The sequence below is a fragment of the Streptomyces sp. AM25 genome (assembly GCF_058146165.1).
The window spans coordinates 162,095-177,996 of sequence record NZ_JBKIWN010000012.1 but is presented as its reverse complement, the minus strand read 5'-3'; the positions used below and the strand labels follow the sequence as shown (position 1 = coordinate 177,996).

General features: G+C 71.2%; 15 protein-coding genes and 2 pseudogenes. 8 read left to right on the top strand and 9 right to left on the bottom strand.

Going from position 1 to position 15,902, the window contains the following annotated elements; genetic code table 11:
• Nucleotides 1-49: 49 nt before the first annotated feature.
• Nucleotides 50-1,330 carry a metal-dependent hydrolase family protein gene (locus ACLHRZ_RS18190; RefSeq protein WP_490419500.1) on the bottom strand — a complete coding sequence of 427 codons (1,281 nt, stop codon included), beginning with the start codon at nt 1,328-1,330 and terminating at the stop codon, nt 50-52.
• Between the two features lie 222 nt (nt 1,331-1,552).
• On the opposite strand from ACLHRZ_RS18190, the gene ACLHRZ_RS18185 reads away from it, so the two are divergent.
• Nucleotides 1,553-3,754 carry a pyridoxal phosphate-dependent decarboxylase family protein gene (locus ACLHRZ_RS18185; RefSeq protein ID WP_490419499.1) on the top strand — a complete coding sequence of 734 codons (2,202 nt, stop codon included), beginning with the start codon at nt 1,553-1,555 and terminating at the stop codon, nt 3,752-3,754.
• 74 nt (nt 3,755-3,828) lie between these two features.
• Here the strand turns inward: ACLHRZ_RS18185 and ACLHRZ_RS18180 are convergent.
• A pseudogene (locus tag ACLHRZ_RS18180) lies at nt 3,829-4,332 on the bottom strand (SDR family oxidoreductase); the annotation flags it as partial.
• Nucleotides 4,333-4,443: 111 nt separating this feature from the next.
• On the opposite strand from ACLHRZ_RS18180, the pseudogene ACLHRZ_RS18175 reads away from it, so the two are divergent.
• Together ACLHRZ_RS18175 and ACLHRZ_RS18170 are read left to right on the top strand one after the other, a co-directional pair.
• A pseudogene (locus ACLHRZ_RS18175) lies at nt 4,444-5,244 on the top strand (LysR family transcriptional regulator).
• Between the two features lie 103 nt (nt 5,245-5,347).
• On the top strand, nt 5,348-6,262 hold the full coding sequence (locus ACLHRZ_RS18170; protein ID WP_490419498.1) for a hypothetical protein: 915 nt from the start codon (nt 5,348-5,350) through the stop codon (nt 6,260-6,262).
• A gap of 96 nt (nt 6,263-6,358) precedes the next feature.
• Here ACLHRZ_RS18170 and ACLHRZ_RS18165 read toward each other — a convergent pair whose 3' ends face one another.
• Both ACLHRZ_RS18165 and ACLHRZ_RS18160 read right to left on the bottom strand, forming a co-directional pair.
• Nucleotides 6,359-6,727 (bottom strand): Gfo/Idh/MocA family oxidoreductase, encoded by a 369-nt coding sequence (locus ACLHRZ_RS18165; RefSeq protein WP_490419516.1) that lies wholly within the window; start codon nt 6,725-6,727, stop codon nt 6,359-6,361.
• 116 nt (nt 6,728-6,843) lie between these two features.
• A complete protein-coding gene (locus ACLHRZ_RS18160; RefSeq protein ID WP_490419497.1) occupies nt 6,844-7,845 on the bottom strand; it encodes a LysR family transcriptional regulator in 1,002 nt (333 codons plus the stop codon).
• 109 nt (nt 7,846-7,954) lie between these two features.
• Between ACLHRZ_RS18160 and ACLHRZ_RS18155 the strand changes: the two genes are divergently transcribed.
• On the top strand, nt 7,955-8,578 hold the full coding sequence (locus ACLHRZ_RS18155; RefSeq protein WP_490419496.1) for a LysE family translocator: 624 nt from the start codon (nt 7,955-7,957) through the stop codon (nt 8,576-8,578).
• Nucleotides 8,579-8,706: 128 nt separating this feature from the next.
• Here ACLHRZ_RS18155 and ACLHRZ_RS18150 read toward each other — a convergent pair whose 3' ends face one another.
• Complete coding sequence (locus ACLHRZ_RS18150) at nt 8,707-9,381, bottom strand: phosphatase PAP2 family protein (RefSeq protein ID WP_490419495.1); 675 nt, start codon at nt 9,379-9,381, stop codon at nt 8,707-8,709.
• Nucleotides 9,382-9,499: 118 nt separating this feature from the next.
• Nucleotides 9,500-9,706, bottom strand: a complete 207-nt coding sequence (locus ACLHRZ_RS18145) for a glycosyl hydrolase family 65 domain-containing protein (protein ID WP_490419494.1) — start codon at nt 9,704-9,706, stop codon at nt 9,500-9,502.
• A 213-nt stretch (nt 9,707-9,919) separates the two neighbouring features.
• Here ACLHRZ_RS18145 and ACLHRZ_RS18140 point away from each other — a divergent pair, with 213 nt between their 5' ends.
• Both ACLHRZ_RS18140 and ACLHRZ_RS18135 read left to right on the top strand, forming a co-directional pair.
• The gene (locus tag ACLHRZ_RS18140; protein ID WP_490419493.1) at nt 9,920-10,207 is read left to right on the top strand and encodes an SHOCT domain-containing protein; all 288 of its coding nucleotides are present in this window, start codon (nt 9,920-9,922) and stop codon (nt 10,205-10,207) included.
• A 370-nt stretch (nt 10,208-10,577) separates the two neighbouring features.
• Nucleotides 10,578-11,261: a helix-turn-helix domain-containing protein gene (locus tag ACLHRZ_RS18135; RefSeq protein ID WP_490419492.1), complete on the top strand. Its 684-nt coding sequence runs from the start codon at nt 10,578-10,580 to the stop codon at nt 11,259-11,261.
• 57 nt (nt 11,262-11,318) lie between these two features.
• On the opposite strand, the gene ACLHRZ_RS18130 is transcribed toward ACLHRZ_RS18135, so the two are convergent.
• Nucleotides 11,319-11,699 (bottom strand): cupin domain-containing protein, encoded by a 381-nt coding sequence (locus ACLHRZ_RS18130; protein ID WP_490419491.1) that lies wholly within the window; start codon nt 11,697-11,699, stop codon nt 11,319-11,321.
• 158 nt (nt 11,700-11,857) lie between these two features.
• Complete coding sequence (locus ACLHRZ_RS18125) at nt 11,858-12,628, bottom strand: maleylpyruvate isomerase N-terminal domain-containing protein (RefSeq protein ID WP_490419490.1); 771 nt, start codon at nt 12,626-12,628, stop codon at nt 11,858-11,860.
• Nucleotides 12,629-13,114: 486 nt separating this feature from the next.
• On the opposite strand from ACLHRZ_RS18125, the gene ACLHRZ_RS18120 reads away from it, so the two are divergent.
• Nucleotides 13,115-13,333 (top strand): DUF6480 family protein, encoded by a 219-nt coding sequence (locus tag ACLHRZ_RS18120; RefSeq protein ID WP_336410840.1) that lies wholly within the window; start codon nt 13,115-13,117, stop codon nt 13,331-13,333.
• A 191-nt stretch (nt 13,334-13,524) separates the two neighbouring features.
• Nucleotides 13,525-14,160, top strand: a complete 636-nt coding sequence (locus tag ACLHRZ_RS18115) for a DedA family protein (protein ID WP_490419489.1) — start codon at nt 13,525-13,527, stop codon at nt 14,158-14,160.
• Between the two features lie 343 nt (nt 14,161-14,503).
• On the opposite strand, the gene ACLHRZ_RS18110 is transcribed toward ACLHRZ_RS18115, so the two are convergent.
• Entirely contained in the window at nt 14,504-15,454 is a 951-nt protein-coding gene (locus tag ACLHRZ_RS18110) for an SDR family NAD(P)-dependent oxidoreductase (RefSeq protein ID WP_490419488.1), read from the bottom strand.
• Nucleotides 15,455-15,902: the final 448 nt, after the last annotated feature.

Below are 15,902 nucleotides of genomic sequence, written 5' to 3'. Positions count from 1 at the left end.
CGCAGCCGCACGACGGAGGATCCGGGCGTGTGGCTGGGCGCCCGCCGCCTCAGCCGAGTCGGTCCTTGTGAATGCGGCCGCCCTTCATGATGAGGGCGAGGTTCTTGCCGGGATCGGCCAGCAGGCTCAGGTCCTGCGTCGGATCCCCGTCGACCAGCAGCAGATCCGCCCACGCACCCGGCTCGATCACCCCCAGCCGCGCCTCCTTGTACGGGTCCCGTTCACCGCTCAGCCGGAACAGCTCCGCATTGCCGGATGTCGCCATGCGCAACGCCTCCACCGGCCTGAACCCGAAGTGGGTGGACAGGCGGACGAACATCTCGATCTGCCGGTGGGTCTCGCCCGGGCTGAGGAAGAGGTCGGTGCCGAAGGCGAGTTTCACCCCGTACGTGCGCGCCCACGCGTAGATCCGCTTCACGCCCTCGCAGACCTGGTGGTTCTTCTCCGCCCTGTCGGGGTCGGGGTAGTGGTGGTCGCTCTCCAGCCACGGCTGGGTGCTCAGCCACACCCCCTTCCTCGCGAGCATCGCCACGGTCTCCTCGCTCGCGAGGTGCCCGTGCTCGACCGACACGATCCCGGCCTCGACCGAACGCCGGATGCCCGCGGAATTGTAGACGTGCGCGGCCGCGTACGTGCCCCAGTCGGATGCCGCCTCGACGGCCGCCCGGAGCTCGTCGAGCGTGAACTGCTGGGTGTCCAGGGGGTCGTGCCTGGAGCACACCCCGCCGCCCGCATACACCTTGATCTGGCTCGCGCCCCTCTTGAGCTGCTCGCGCACGGCGGCCAGGACACGGTCGCGCCCGTCGGCCACCCGCACGCACCCCGCCGCCTCGATCCGCGCTTGCGGGCCGCCGAACTCCCGCGCCGCGTCGTGGATGTGGGAGAAGTCGCCGTGCCCGGAGGTCTGGGAGACCATCCCCTCGCTCGCGTAGATCCTCGGCCCCGGGAAGCGACCCGAGTCGACGGCCCGGCGGAGGGCGGTCACGGGCCCGCCCATGTCGCGGACGGTGGTGAAACCGCGCAGGAGCATGCGCTCGGCCTCGGCCAGCGCGTTGTAGTAGGCCGTCCCCGTGGGGGCGTGGAGGATCTCCTCCTCCGTGCTCCCCGCCATGAACACGTGCACATGCGCATCACTGAGACCGGGCATCAGCACGCGCCCGCCGCCGTCGACGACCCTGGCCTCCGGCGCCGGGGGCTCCCCCTCGGCGGCGATCCGCCCGTCCGCGATGTACACCGAGCGCGTATCGCTCACTTCGTCGTGCACGCCGTCGAAGACCCGCACGTCGTTGATCAGGACGGGCCGGGAAGGGTGCGACTCGCTCGACGTCATTCGCCGTCCTCTCCGAAATGCGGAAACACCACCGCCGGGCACGAGAGTCCACTGTCGTACCCGTCACGACGGCCCACAGCTCCGTTTTCGGCCACCGTCCGACATCCACCCCTCTCGCAACACGGTCATCCCTCATGGCCGATTCACCCTCTGGCTGCCACCCGGGCCCGCACTCATGCTGGGCCGGTGATCGCACGTGCGAATCGCTGCGAAGGAGCCGTCATGGCCGACAAGCCCACGAAGCCTGCCCAGCCCGCGAAGCCCGCGGCCGCCGCCCGGCACGCGTACGCCAAAGCCCTCGAACGGCACCGGCCCCACTTCGATCTCGCCGAAGCCCCCGGCACCTCGCACCTCGCGGCATGGTTCCTCGGCCCGAAGGCCGAGAACCAGGCCCTGTTGGAAGAGCTCCTCCGGCAGGCGGTGGACGCGCACGCCGCCGACCGGCGCGAGCTCTACCCGGACGACCCCGCCTACGTCACCGACGAGATCAAGAAGTCGGAGGCCTACCAGCAGGACGTCAAGCACCTGCGCTCCGAGTTCGACACGCTGCTCAAGCACCTGCGCGGCTCGGTCCCCGCCTGGAGCTACCGGTTCCAGGGCCACATGAACTGGGACCTGACGATACCGGGCATCGCCGGCTACATCGCGGGCATGCTCTACAACCCCAACAACGTCGCCGTCGAGGCTTCACCCGTCACCACGCTCCTGGAGAAGACCGTCGGCGAGGACCTGTGCCGGCTGCTGGGCTACCCGGACCGGACCTCCTGGGGGCACATCACCTGCGACGGCACCGTCGCCAACCTGGAGGCCGCCTGGTCGGCCCGCAACCTCACCTACCACCCCGTCGCCATGGCCGAGGCCATCCGCCGCGAACGCGAACTCGCGGTGGCCCGCGACATCACCGTGCCCCTCCCCGACGGCACCCACTACCCGCTCCTGGAGCTCACCGCATGGCAGTTGGTGAACCTGCGGCCGGACACCGCGCTCGAACTGCCCACCCGGATGCAGGAGGCCTACCAGCTGACCGACGCGCAGATGGGCCTCATCGACGCGTACACGATCCAGCACCTGGGGTACGAGAGCTTCCGCCGCTGCCTCAACGGCGACGTCGAACCGGGCGTGATCCTGGCGTCCGCGACCATGCACTACAGCTGGCCCAAGGCGGCCGCCGTGCTCGGCATCGGCCGCGACAACCTCCGGCCCGTCGGCGTCGACCTCGACGCACGGGCCACGCTGCAGGCGCGCCGTGAACTGCTCGACGAATGCCTGCTCCACCACCGGCCCGTGCTGCTGGACGTCGCCATCGTGGGCAGCACCGAACTCAGCGCCGTCGACCCGCTGACCGGCATCCTGGACCTGCGCGACGAGTACACCAGGCGGGGCCTGTGCTACCCCGTCCACGTCGACTCCGCCTGGGGCGGCTACTTCGCCGCCGTCAAACGGCCGCCCCGCCAGGCGCCGCTCGGCTACGAGAGGCCGCGGATCACGCCGGAGGTGGCCATGAGCCGCTACGTCAACGAGCAGTACGACGCGCTGCACCGGGCGGACTCCATCAGCATCGACCCGCACAAGGCCGGCTACATCCCCTATCCGGCCGGAGGCCTGTGCTACCGCGACAAGCGGCAGCGCAACCTGATCGCGATGGGCGCCGCCTACATCGACGAGGGATCGTCGGACATCGACGCCAACGTCGGCCTCTTCGGCATCGAGGGCTCCAAGCCGGGCGCCGCGGCCGCCGGCGTCTACCTGAGCCATCGCGTCATCCGCACCGACGCCGCCGGCTACGGACGCATCCTCGGCCAGGCGCTGTTCAACAGCAAACGTCTCTACGCCGCCATCCGCACCATGGCCGGCCCCCACGACCCGTTCACGGTCGCCACCTGCCAGCGCATCCCCGCCGAACACGCCGCGCACCCCGACCCGAAGAAGATCGACGAGCAACTCGCCTACATCCACGAGCACATCGTCCCGAAGAGCAACGAGGAACTGCTCCGCGACCACCGGGCCCTGGACCTGCTCAGCGAGCTGGGCTCGGACCAGATCATCATCGGCTACGCCTTCAACCCCGTGAACAACACCAGCTTGAAGACGGCCAACGACCTCAACCACCGCATCGCCCAACGGCTCAGGGTCGACCCGGACCTGGTCGAGCCCAGGGCCCCGCGCCCCCAGGAGATGCCCCCGCTCATCGTCACCGCATCCGACTTCGACCCCGCCCTGCACGGCAGGAAGTTCACCGACGCATTCTGTACCCGGCTCGGCGTCGTCGACGAGGACCACCAACTGCCGGTCACGTACCTGATCTCCACGACCATGGACCCGTGGATGACGGACACCGCGGACGGCAACTTCATCCCCGTCATCGTCGAGGCCCTCCGCGCGACCGTGCTGCGCTGCATCGACGAACTGCGCCTGGCGCCCTGAGACGGTACGTGTGACAGCGCGGTCCCGGACACCGTGTGTCCGGGACCGCAGGGCTCCCCGCAGCGGCCCCAGGTCTACCAGGGCACCGCCTTCCCCTCGTAATCGAGGAAGTGGAGGCCGCGCTCCCCCTGGTGGCGCTCGATCGTCTCCGCCACCCCCGGGACGCTCTCCTCCACGCTGAGATCGGCCTCGGGGCCGCCGAGTTCGGTGCGCACCCAGCCCGGGTCCATGAGCAGCAGCGTCCGCGTGTCCCCGGCGTGGCGGGCGGCGTAGCAGCGCATCAGCTGGTTCAGCGCGGACTTGCCGGCCCGGTACAGGTCCTGCCCGCCTTCCGTGTTCAGGGCGACGCTTCCCTGGTCGGAGGACATGACGCCGATGGTGCCGGTCGGCGCGACCAGCGGGCCGAGCCGCTCCACGACGCGCATCGGGCTGAGTGCGTTGGTCGTCATGACGTCGGTGAACATGTCCGTCGGAACGTCGCCGATCGGGATGTCGCCGCGTGTGATGGCGGCGTTGACGAAGAGCAGATCGAGAGTGCGCTGTGCCAGTCGGTCGCGCAGTGCCGCGATCTGCTCCGGGTCATGTGGTTCCTCTTGCGGTCGGAGCGGTTGCGCTGATCACGCTGCAAGTCTCCGAACGGCCCGGCCGGCGGTCCAATACCCTTCGGACCGCATTGATTCCGTCGCGGTATGGACCTGGATCTGCGCAAGCTCCGCTACCTCGTCGCGGTCGCCGAGCACCGGCACTTCGGCCGGGCGGCGCAGGCATTGTTCATTGCGCAGCCGGTCCTCAGCCGGCAGATCCGCGTGTTCGAACAGGAGCTGGGGTGCCCGCTGTTCACGCGGTCCACGCGCAGCGTCGACCTGACCCCCGCGGGAAGACAGCTCTATGACGAAGCGTCACGAATCACCGCAGTGGTGGACGTGGCACTGCAGCGCGTGCACGAGGCCCACCGGGGCGCGCAGCGGCTCGTCGTCGGCTTCTCGCCCGGCCTGCATGTGTCGGACGCGATCCGGGCGTTCACGGCGAGCCGTCCGAAGGTCGAGATCGACGTCTTTCCGCTGCGCTGATGGGAACGGGACGCGCCGCTCCGCGACGGCCGCGTGCACGTGGGGTTCCTGAGGCGGCCCTTCGACGACTCGGGGCTGCACATCGTCCCCGTCGGTCACGAGACCGAGGTCGCGTGCCTTCCCGTGACGCATCCGCTGGCCGGCCGCCGCGCCCTGACGTCGGCGGATCTCGACGGTGAACCGATGCTCGACGGCAGGACGCGGCGGCCGCACACGCTGGAGGAGAAGTTCGAGCTCATCGCCTCCGGCCAGGGCGTCGCGCTCGTCCCCGTCAGCATCGCGGGCTCGCACTCCCGTCCCGACCTCGTCTACCTGACGGTCACCGACGCCCCGCCCGTCGAGACGTGCCTGGCGGTGGCGGAGAACGACTGCACGGCCCCTGTGCGGGACTTTCTGGACATCGCCGCCGCAACGCTGTAGCGGCATCCTGCCCACTCCCCCCTGCACTTGCGTGCAGATACACACACCTTTATTGTGTGCGTGCACACACAACCGGTCCCGTCCCGTACAGAAGGCGCCACCCATGTCCGAGAACACCGCCCTCGACCAGCTCCGCACAGCCCTCGCCGGGGCCTCCTTCGAGCACCGCGTCCGGACCGTCGTCCACCGCTGGTACACCTGCTACGAGACCGAGCGGAAGAACCTCGCCCACCACGGCGAGCTGCTCACCCCCGGCTTCGTCCTGCACCGCGCCCCCGAGAGCGGCCTGCCGGACGTGGCCGGACGCCAGGCCTACCTGGACGGACTGCCGCACGCCTACCCGGGCCAGGCCAACGCCCACCACCTGCGCGGCATCGAGATCACCCGGACCGGCGACTCCACCGCGCGGGCCGTCGTCACCCACGACTTCGAGACCCACGGCCCGGGCCTCGACGGCGCCGCCGTGGTCCGCTACGACATCGAGCTGGCACAGGACGAGGCCGAGCGGCTCCCGCGCATCACCGCCTTCGCCGAACAGGTCCTCTCCCGGCACGAGGCACCCTTCACCGAGGCCTACGGCGAGAACCGCGTGCGCGCCTTCCTCCACTACTGGCTCTCCCTGCTGGAGCAGCCGGCCACCGACGCCGAGCCGCTGCGCGAACTCATCGCCGACGACCTGGAGATGACCCTCTCCGACGGACGCGTCCTGCACACCTTCGAAGAGGTCTCGGCCTGGTACGCAGGCGCCCGCGAATTCGTGGAGACGAGCACGCACCACCTCCGGAACCTGGTCATCACGCCCGGCGCGGGCCGCACTTACGACCTCACCATGGACTTCGCCTGGCAGGGCCTGGCGAAGCCGGACCGGCCGATGACCGCCCGCACCCGCCACGCCTGGACCCTGACCGAGACCGACGAGCGCTACCTCCGCCTCTCCCGCTTCCAGGTCACCGCCCTGGCCCCCTTCACCCCGGCCTCCGCCGACGAGGCACTCGCCGACTTCCGGGCGGCTCGCTGAGCGCTCCGCGGGAGGCGCAGTGCGTCGACTGCGGGCTCGTCGCGGCTGGTCACGCAGTTCCCCGCGCCCTTTCGGGGCGCGATCACGCACCGCACTTCACCCAACCCGCTCAGGAGAGGTCGCACCCCGGAGCTCAGACTGTCGCCGGGCGGGGCGCGCCACCCGCCCCGCATGCCGTACGACTTCGATATCAGGGCCGAGGCGGTGCACCGCACCGACGCCCCCGGGCAGTCGAGCAGGACGCTCGCGGCGGAGCCGCGGCCGCATGCCGGCGGGGGTGAAGCGGGAGATCATATCGACGAACGCCCGCCGCCCTGTGGCCCGTTGCGTTTCGACGATGCGCCGGGCGTCGTCCATCGTGGCGGCCAGGGGAAGCTCGACGAGCACGTCGTTGCCGGCCTGCATGGCCCGTACGGCGATGTCGGCGTGCGGGTGGGTGGGCAGGCAGACGTCGACCAGCTCCACGCCGTCCGCGAGCAGCTGCGCCCGGAACTCGCCGTCGACTGGACCGTCTCCGCGGCCGCCGCCGTCCTCGACGAGGAAGAACAAGGCGACGCCGACTACCTGCCCGGCCCCTCCCCCTACCGGGGCGTCGGAGCCGGGGGCTCGTCGGGTTCCGTGAGGTGAATTCGGTGAGCGTCGTTGCCTTGTAGGGGTGCTTCCCAGGTGGCGGTGGTGTCGCGGGCGACGTCGCGCAGGAGGTCGATGAGCTTGTCTGCGAGGGGTGTGAAGCCGGCATCGGCTTTGGTCACGGCGTAGATCTGGCGGTAGGGCCTGGGGTGTGCCAGTTCGCGATGGGTGGTGCCGGGCGCGTGGGTCAGGGCCAGGCGGGAGACCAGGGCCACTGCGATGCCTGTGCCGACGAGGGCCTGGGCTACGTCGTAGGACTCGGTCTCGAAGCGCACGGTGGGAGTGAAGCCGGCCTCGCGGGCGGCGTCGTGGAACTGTTCGCGGGCGGCGTGGCCGGCCAGGATGGAGACCCAGGATTCGTCGCGCAGCTGTTCCAGGCGGAGTTCGGTGTGCGCGGGCTGTCCGGTGGCCAGTGGGTGGTCGTCGGGAAGAACCACGACCATCGGGTCCAGCAGGAGCGGGTGGGCTCGCAGCTGCGGGGACGGTGCGAGCGGCCTGCCCCAGGACGCGACGAAGGCCACGTCCAGACGCCCCGCGTTGATCTCGTCCGCTCCGCGTCCGGACACCACGTCCACGACGGAGACGTCGGCGTCCGGATGGCGGTGCCGCAGAGCCGTCAGGGCCGGTGGCAGCAGGTGCAGGGCAGCCGCCTGGAACGTTCCGATCCGCAGGCGCAGTGAGAGGTGGCCGAGCAGTGCGGCCAGTTCCGCCTCGGCCTTGCCCGATGCCTCCTCCACGGTTCGACCGTGGGAGGCGAGCAACGCGCCGGCCACGGTGAGCGTTGCTCCGCGAGGACCACGGACGACCAGGGGCACTTGCCAGTCGCGTTCGGCTTTGGCCACCTGCTGGGTGACCGCCGCGGGTGTGAGGTGGAGGGCGTGGGCCGCCGCCGTCATGGAGCCGTGCCGCTCGATCAGCGCGAGAAGCCGCAGCTGTCCCGGATCCATCACCATTCAACAATCCTAACGCTGCACCCTTCTCTTTTAACTTCTCTTAGGGGTGCGGGAGAGGAAGCCTGGTGGTGCATCCATCGACCGCAATCCCCGGAAGGGTCCCTTTCCCATGCCCACGCACGTGCCCGTTTTCATCGCCACCACCCTGCTGCTGGCCATGCTGCCCGGCGCCAGTCAAGCCCTGATGATCCGGCAGGTTCTGGAAGGCGGCCGGCATACGCTCAGGGGCACACTCGCGGGCAACGCAACCGGCTTCCTGCTGTGGTCCACGGCCGCCGCGGCCGGGCTGTCCGCCGTTCTGCTGGCCAACCCGCACGCCTACGCGATACTCCGGATCGCCGGCGGCATCGTGCTGATGTTCCTCGGGGTGAACACGCTGCGGACCGCGCTCACCACCGTCTCCACCCGTCCGCACGATGAGGGCGGGCGCCGCACCGGGTTCGCAGGCGGGTACCTCACCGGCCTGAGCACCAACCTCGGCAACCCGAAGGCCGGCGTGTTCGCCGTCTCGGTGCTCCCCCAGTTCGTGACAGCAAAAGGCCCGGTGTTCCTGTCGACCGTGGCCCTGGGAGCTTTGTGGGCGCTCGTCAGCGCCTCCTGGTACACGTTGCTCACCTGGGCCGTCGGCCGCGGACGCTCCCTGGTGTCGCGCCCGGCAGTCCTGCGGGGACTCCGCGTGACCACCGGCCTCGTCCTGCTGGGGCTGGGCGTCGCGGTGGCAGCAGGCGTCTGAGAGCGAGGCCAGGGGGACTCCCGACTGTCGGATCACCTGGCCCCACCGCTGTGCTGCCCCTGCCCGGCGGCGGGCGCCACCGGCAGGGACAACACCGGTTCACAGCAGGGGGTTCGCCCCGCCCGCTGTCAGCCGCGGCGCCCGGCGTGGCGGCCCCGGCCCCTGGACGCACCCTCCAGCGCGTCCAGGCGGTTCCGTACGGGCGGCATGTTCACGATGGCGCACGCCAGCACGGCCGCGACCACGGCACTGATCGCGCCGCCGATCACGTCGGGCACATAGTGGACGCCCAGGTAGACGCGGGCGAAGGCCACCGCCGCCGTGAGGGCGACACCGGCGAGCGCCACCAGGACCCGCAGCCGGCCGTGCACCAGCATCACCACGGCCAGGACGAAGGCCGCGGCGACCGTGGTGTGGCCGCTGGGAAAGCTCTGCGCGTTGTCCGGAGGGATCACCCACAGCCGGTTCGGGGGCCGGTGCTCGGACACCGCGACCTTCACCACGAAGGCGACGGCCAGCGCGCCGCCCATCGCCAGCAGCGTCCGCACCGCGTCCCGACGCCGGCGCAGCAGCCAGAGCACCACGGGGATCAGCAGGGCGAGGGCCACACCCACCGTGGACGAAGCCGCGTGCGTGGCCACCTTGGCCAGCGCGGTCAGGGCTCCGTCACGCCAGGCCGCCACCTCTTCGTTCGTCGAGATGTCCGCGCGGGTCATCGCCGAGGTCTTCGCGGCGAAGCCCAGCCCTATCAGCACGACCAGCAGCACCAGACCGCTGACGAGCTTGTTCCTGTACGAGGTCACTCCGTGCCCTTCCCTCCGCGCGCGGCCTTCGCCGCGTCGCAATCGGGGCACGATACCGGAATCGGATATGCGCTCCGACGGCGCGCCTCGAGGGCCGGGCGCCGCACGGAAGGCCGGATCAGCGACCGTCCCACTGCAGCGCCCACGTGCCGGTCTCCCCCGGCGGGACGGTGACCGTACGGCCTTGCGACACGATCCTCAGTACGGACTCCTCCGAGTCCGGCACGCCGACGGTCAGTTGGTCGCCGCACGGGCGGACCCCGACCCCCCAGTGGCCGCGGTGGCGGATCGTGAAGCCGAACCCGGAGAGTCCGGGGAGGTCCACCGAGCCGATCCGGAGGGCGTCCTCGCGGGCCTCCGGTCCGGTGAGGCAGCGCTGTACCAGGCCCAGGGTGACGGCCGTGCACCCCTTGCCCGAAGGCGGCGGAGCCGTGCGGATCGGGAACGTGGTACCGGCCGGCCCCCCGCGGCGCAGCCGTCCCCGAGGGACAGTGGTAACAGGAGAACCCGTACCGACCCGGCCTGGAGGTGACAGGCGATGATGTACTGGTACGGCCACCCGGGCGGTGGCTGGGGCTGGATCGCCATGTCGATCGGCATGATCCTCTTCTGGGCGCTGATCATCACCGTCCTTGTGCTGCTCTTCCGCACGCTCGGCCGACACCACGAACACCCTCGTGCACCCGCTCCTCCCGCTCCCCCGGCGCCCACGCCCGAACAGATCCTGGCCGAGCGCTTCGCCCGCAGTGAGATCGACGAGGAGGAGTACCAACACCGCCTTGCCGTACTGCGCTCTTCGGGCCCCCGCACACCACCGGCGGCCTGAAGGACACTCCTTGCGCTCGAAGTCGGCGTAGAGCCGGAATCTGGGGGTCCTCCGGCCCGGGCCGACCGGCTCGTTCCAGGACGGACCCGGCCCGCCGGACCGGAATCGGGTACCGAGGACTTCGGGAGAAGGAGCGGGACCGCGCTCCAGCATGGACGGCGTCGTGAACGTCGAGCTCCGGCTCACCACGCCCGCGGCCCGCGGCCGGGCCCGGGATCCCGGAGCCGCCGCACGCCTGACGTCCCGCTGAACGGCCGACCAGCGCTGGCACGACGCCGCTCCGTCTGATCGTCTGGAAGGTGAGCGACCGGGCCGTGGCGACGACGCGGCCCGAGGGCGTCACTGACGGGCGAGCGGCGGAGGAGCGGCCGTGCACGGCGAAGAGGGGCAACCCGGCGGTCCGGCCGGTGCGTCGTCCCGCGGCGACAGCATGGCCGCCCGTGCCGCGCTGCGACGCGAGCAGCTCGGGATGACGCGGGAAGAGGCGGCCGAGCGCGCCGGTATGTCCGTCGCGTACCTGCGCCATCTGGAGGCGCTGGGCAGCGACTTCGACCCCGCCGCCCTCATGCGGCTGGCCGCCACGCTGAAGATGCCCTACGAGGACCTGGTGGAGGGCCGCCACGACGCCGCGCCGGGCCAGTCACCGGCAGCGCTCCGTCCGGTCCTCATGCAGCTCTCGGAACGCGAGTGCTGGAACAGGCTCGGCACGCACGGCATCGGCCGCCTGGGCCTGTCGGCCGGCTCCGGCCCCGTGGTGCTGCCCGTCAACTTCCTGGTCGACGCGCACACCATCGTCTACCGCACGGATCCCGACGGTGCGGCGGCTGCGCCCGCCGGGGACCAACTGGCCTTCGAGACCGACCACATCGACGAACGGCTGAGGAACGGCTGGAGCGTCCTCGTGAGCGGGAGCGCCGATCACGTGACCGATCCCGACGCGGTCCGGGCCCTGTCGGAACGGCCGGGGGCGGAGCCGTGGGCCGGTGGGGTACGGAGCCTGTGGATCCGCATCGTTCCGGCGCGGATCAGCGGACGCACCGTCCGCGTCGGCTGACGCGGCACAGGCGCACCGGCGCGGGGCCCGGGCGGAACCACCCACCGGAGCCGCCGTTCACTGCGCGGACGGAGTCCGGATCTGCATTCCGGGCCGGCGGCAGTGGACGGTGAGGTACGCGATGCCGTCGTCTCCTGCCGTGATGCTGCGGGAGGAGCCGTGGGGAAGCCAGATGAGGCTCCCCTCGGCGAGTGGCTGCGGGCCGAGAGCTGTGCCGAGGGTTCCGTCACCGGCGGTGACGACGAGCAGGACGTCCAGGTCCGGCTCGACGTGGGTGTCGACGTGCTTGCCGGGCGGGAGGCGGACAAGGTTGGCGTCGAGCTGCCTGCCCGGCTCCGCCAGCCGCCACAGGGCTCCGGCCGGCGCGGGGGGCCGGGCGGTGAGCGCCTCGATGTCGCAGAGCTGCTGCGGAACCGGGGCGCTGTGCGTGTGTGCCATCGGGTGTCATCACTCCTCTGAAATGCGAACCTAGCATGCATATTTGTTGAGGAAGGCGAGCCATGAACGTCACGTCGGCCGCCATTGCCGCGGCAGTCGCCTTCGTCTGGCCAAGGACGCACCGAAGCCGGGCACCCGCTGAACGGGCCGCGTCTCCCTCAGTAGCCGCTCAGCAGGGTGCGTACCCTGCGCAGGGTCTCGGGTCCGGCGGTGCTGTGCCAGCGCGACGGGTCCGCGGGACGCCGTCCCCACAGCAGCAGGACGCGCACGGCCGCATCGCTCTCGACCGTGGCCGGGCCCTCCGGGGCGGCGAGCCGGATGCTGGTGCCGTCGGCGTCCGCGGTCACCACGACGTCGTCCGTGCCCGGCGTGCGCAGGCGGCCCTCGACCCGTCCGTCGGGCCCGAGGTCCAGACCGGCACTGCCGCGGGCCAGCAGCGGCCGGCCGACGGACACCACGCTGTGCTCCGTCATCCACGGCTCGTCGAGCGCCTGCACGGCCGTGCGGTCGTCACCGGTCAAGTCCCAGCGGTGCAGGATCAGTTCCTCCCGCAGGTGTTCCGCGAAGAACGGGACCTTCACGGTCCGACCGGTCCAGCTCACCTCCGTGTCCGGCGACAGGTCCTGCGCAGCGGCCGCGGCGATCTCCGTGAGCTGTTCGCAGCGGCTCAGCAACGCCGTCCAGAGCTCGGAGTCGGACAACCGCCGGTAGGGGGCCTCGCGTTCGAAGCCCCTGGTCTCCACCGGTGTCCCGGCGAGGAATGCCTGGAGCACCCGGGCCAGTTCCTCGGCGGTGCCCGCCTGGTGGGCCACGATGTCACGGACCGTCCACGCCTCGCACCACGTGCCGTCGTCGGGCCTGCGCGCCTGCACGGCGTGCAGGAAGGGGACCAGTTCCGGCAGCGTGTCGTCGACCTGAGAGGGGATCATGCGCCATGGGTATCCCGGCGGGGCCGCCGGTCAAACCACGGCACCGGCTGCGGGAGGCGTAGCCCATCCGTCCGTGGAGCAGAAATCCGGGAAACCGCGTTTCCCCGGCCCACTACCGGTCACGCGTAACCCTGTGGCACTCCACACCACGGCGAAGAGACCCCCGGCCGGCGACCCCCGCGCCGGCCGGGTCCGGGAGCAGCCGGGGCCGGGGCGGTGCCGGCCGCCCTGCGCCGAAGCGCCTCCCCGCTGCGCCGGGTACGGGCCCGCAACGCCCCGGCCCGGCTGCTCCCCGCGACGCCGTCCGCCTCGACCACGACCTCGTCATCGTCGGTAAACGGAGTACTGGCCTTCCTCACGAACTGCACGGCGCCCGGCCGAGAGGCACCCTGGAACCGGAGGGGCGCCGACCGTCGGAGTCCGGGCCCTCGTCCGCCGGCCGATCCGGGTCCGTACCGGCCCGGGCCGAGAAAGCGGGGCGTCACCATGCCTTCGTTCCATGATCCCGATCCCGAGCGCACTCCCGGTCTGGAGCCCGGCGGCGGTGTGCCGCCCGGCGAGACCCCGCCCGGCGAGGACAGCACCGGCGGCACAGGCCCGCGTGACGACCTCTCGCGCGGCTGGGGCAAGGGGCCGGTCATCGTCATCGGCGTCCTGGTGCTGTTCTTCGCCGTCACCGTCATCATCTGGGCCGCCATCGTGTGAGACCGGCCCGGGAGGGGCTCGGCCGGGCCCGCCCATGCCCGCGCCCGCTGCGGCCCGTGCCGGCAGGGGACGGGGCTTCTTGCAAGCGGAACAGCCTCAAGCCCGCCGTTACCGCCCGCCCGGTGCCCGCGAGGTACGGGATACTCCTCCACGACGCATCCGCCGACCCTCCGGCCCGAGGAAGTCCCTTCATGGCGTCAGCCCCTCCGCCCCTGCCCGGCTTCCTCAGCGACCTCGCCCCGGTCCTGGACCACTGGGGCTATCTGGCCGTCGCGGTCCTGGTGTTCATCGAGGACTTCGGGGTTCCCCTCCCCGGCGAGACCGTGATGGTCGCGGCCGCGGTCTACGCGGGAGCAGGGCGGCTGAACGTCGTGGCGGTCGCCTGCATCGCCTTCTCCGCCGCCGTCCTGGGGGACAACATCGGCTACGCCATCGGCCGCTTCGGCGGCCACCCGCTGGTGGTCCGCTACGGCCGCTACGTCTTCCTCACCGAGGAGCGCCTGCACAAGGCCCAGGCGTTCTTCGAGCGGCACGGCGGCAAGGTCGTCACGGTGGCGCGGTTCGTCGAGGGCCTGCGCCAGATCAACGGCATCGTGGCCGGGATGAGCGAGATGCCCTGGCGCCGCTTCCTCGCCTTCAACGCCCTGGGGGCCGCTCTGTGGGTCGGCGTCTGGGTCACCCTGGGCTACTTCGCCGGGCAGCACCTGAACACCCTCTACCCGGCCGTCGAACGCGCCGAGCTGTATCTGCTCGTCGCCGTGGGCGCGGTCGCTGCGGTGCTGATCGCCCGACGGGTACGGCGTCGCAAGGGCGACCGGCAGGGCTGAGAGCGGCCAGGCGCGGACGCGTCGGCCACCGGCCGACGGCCTCCACCTGACGCCGGCGCAGCGGACACCGCCGTGCTGAACCTCGGCTCCATCGTCCGCTCCACCCCCAACTCCAACTCCATGGCATCAACGCTGGGAGAGTCTCCGCACGGTAGTTGTCAGTGCTCTTCCTCGCGCTTCCCAAGGCGTCTGATCTGCGCAAACGCCGCTGCCTTCCGTGCAGTCGTGAAACCTCTGGCGCATCCTGTACGGCAACCATCGTCAGAACATTGATACCGGGCGCATCGCGGGCGATGGGGGGCGCGGTAAGCGGGCTGACGGACCCTGAGGGCGTCTTCCGTACCTACCGGAAGCCGAGGTGCGGATCGGTGCCGGCCAACTCACCACTGGCGGCCCATAGTCGAGCGGCGACGGCCGGGTCGGTCATATGAGAGGGGACGGGCTCCCGCCGTGGTGTGCCACGCAAGCCGAAGACCCTCGGCCCCCACAACTGCCCTCCCTGTACCCCCGGGTCGAGGACGGCTCTCACGACGGGCCATGCTCCGGCGTGCTTGCCCTGCACCAAGAGCCCGGCGGGCAAGGCACGCAGCCGCTCACCGGCGGTTGTCACGCGTACCGGCGGGCGGGACGGGGTGAGGGAGTCCAGGGCCCCACCGGGGTGGGCCACCACACTGAGCACCGTACTGCCGACCGCGCGCAGGCGACGGTCGAGTTCGAAGCCGAAGCACATCTGCGCCAGCTTCGATCGGCCGTAGGTGCGCTTGGGCCGGTAGTCCCGGGTGGACTGCAGATCGTCCAGGTCCAGTCGCTCGGACCGTGCCGCGAAGCTTCCCACTGTCACAATGCGGCCCGCCGGCGCCGTGGACAGCAGGGGGGCCAGCCACTGGGTGAGCGCGAAGTGGCCGAGGTGGTTGGTGCCGAACATCAACTCATGGCCGTCCCCGGTCTCCCGACGCGGCGGGTCGTCGAGCGCGACCCCTGCGTTGTGGACCACCGCGTCGAGATGATCGAGGTCCAGCCTGTCCGCAGCGGCCTTCAGGGACGACAGGTCGGCGAGGTCCAGTTGAAGGTGCCGCACGTGCGCGTCGGAGACGCGCGAGCGGATCGAGGCAATGGCGGCGTCGGCCTTCGAGGCGTCCCGGCTGCCGAGCACGACGACGGCGCCGGTGGCGGCCAGCTGCTCCGCGACGAAGTAGCCGATCCCGGCATTGCCCCCGGTGACCAGGAAGACCCTGCCCTCGGCAGACGGCAGCCGGTGAACGTCCCACGGTCGGCTCTGGGGTGCGGAAGACACGCGACAGGCTCCTTGCGTTCAGGGGCAGCATGCTCATGGGGAGCAAGCACCAACTCGCCCAAGGTCGCAACCTCCGCCGACATGCTGCCGACAGATCACGGCCGTCGCCGACAGACTTCCGACAGTCCTCCCGGGGAGTTGCGAGAGCAAGCAGGCCGCTATGTCACAAGCCACGTTCGCGCAGCGCTGGGGCCGAGCACGGCAGCCGAGGGTGGGGTCGGTGCGTGGTTCCGGTCAGTCGGCCCGGAGCAGAGCGGGCAGTTCGGCGGTGTCGATCACGTGGGCGCGTGAAGGGAGGACGTGATGGAGCAGGGCGTGTGGGCTTCGGAGGACGGGTCGGCGACGCCGTCGGACAGGACATGGAGCCGGCAGTCGCGGTCGGCCGCGTCGATGGCGGTGGACAGGACTGCGCCGCTGGTGCTGGTGGTGTGCCCGGTCGGCGCGGATG

What these genes read in the sequence shown, in the direction of transcription:
- ACLHRZ_RS18120 (WP_336410840.1), top strand. Translation starts at nt 13,115, where the DNA reads ATGCCTTCGTTCCATGATCCCGATCCCGAGCGCACTCCCGGTCTGGAG.
- ACLHRZ_RS18115 (WP_490419489.1), top strand. Translation starts at nt 13,525, where the DNA reads ATGGCGTCAGCCCCTCCGCCCCTGCCCGGCTTCCTCAGCGACCTCGCC.
- ACLHRZ_RS18155 (WP_490419496.1), top strand. Translation starts at nt 7,955, where the DNA reads ATGCCCACGCACGTGCCCGTTTTCATCGCCACCACCCTGCTGCTGGCC.
- ACLHRZ_RS18190 (WP_490419500.1), bottom strand. Translation starts at nt 1,330, where the DNA reads ATGACGTCGAGCGAGTCGCACCCTTCCCGGCCCGTCCTGATCAACGAC.
- ACLHRZ_RS18125 (WP_490419490.1), bottom strand. Translation starts at nt 12,628, where the DNA reads ATGATCCCCTCTCAGGTCGACGACACGCTGCCGGAACTGGTCCCCTTC.
- ACLHRZ_RS18185 (WP_490419499.1), top strand. Translation starts at nt 1,553, where the DNA reads ATGGCCGACAAGCCCACGAAGCCTGCCCAGCCCGCGAAGCCCGCGGCC.
- ACLHRZ_RS18140 (WP_490419493.1), top strand. Translation starts at nt 9,920, where the DNA reads ATGATGTACTGGTACGGCCACCCGGGCGGTGGCTGGGGCTGGATCGCC.
- ACLHRZ_RS18130 (WP_490419491.1), bottom strand. Translation starts at nt 11,699, where the DNA reads ATGGCACACACGCACAGCGCCCCGGTTCCGCAGCAGCTCTGCGACATC.
- ACLHRZ_RS18160 (WP_490419497.1), bottom strand. Translation starts at nt 7,845, where the DNA reads ATGGTGATGGATCCGGGACAGCTGCGGCTTCTCGCGCTGATCGAGCGG.
- ACLHRZ_RS18170 (WP_490419498.1), top strand. Translation starts at nt 5,348, where the DNA reads ATGTCCGAGAACACCGCCCTCGACCAGCTCCGCACAGCCCTCGCCGGG.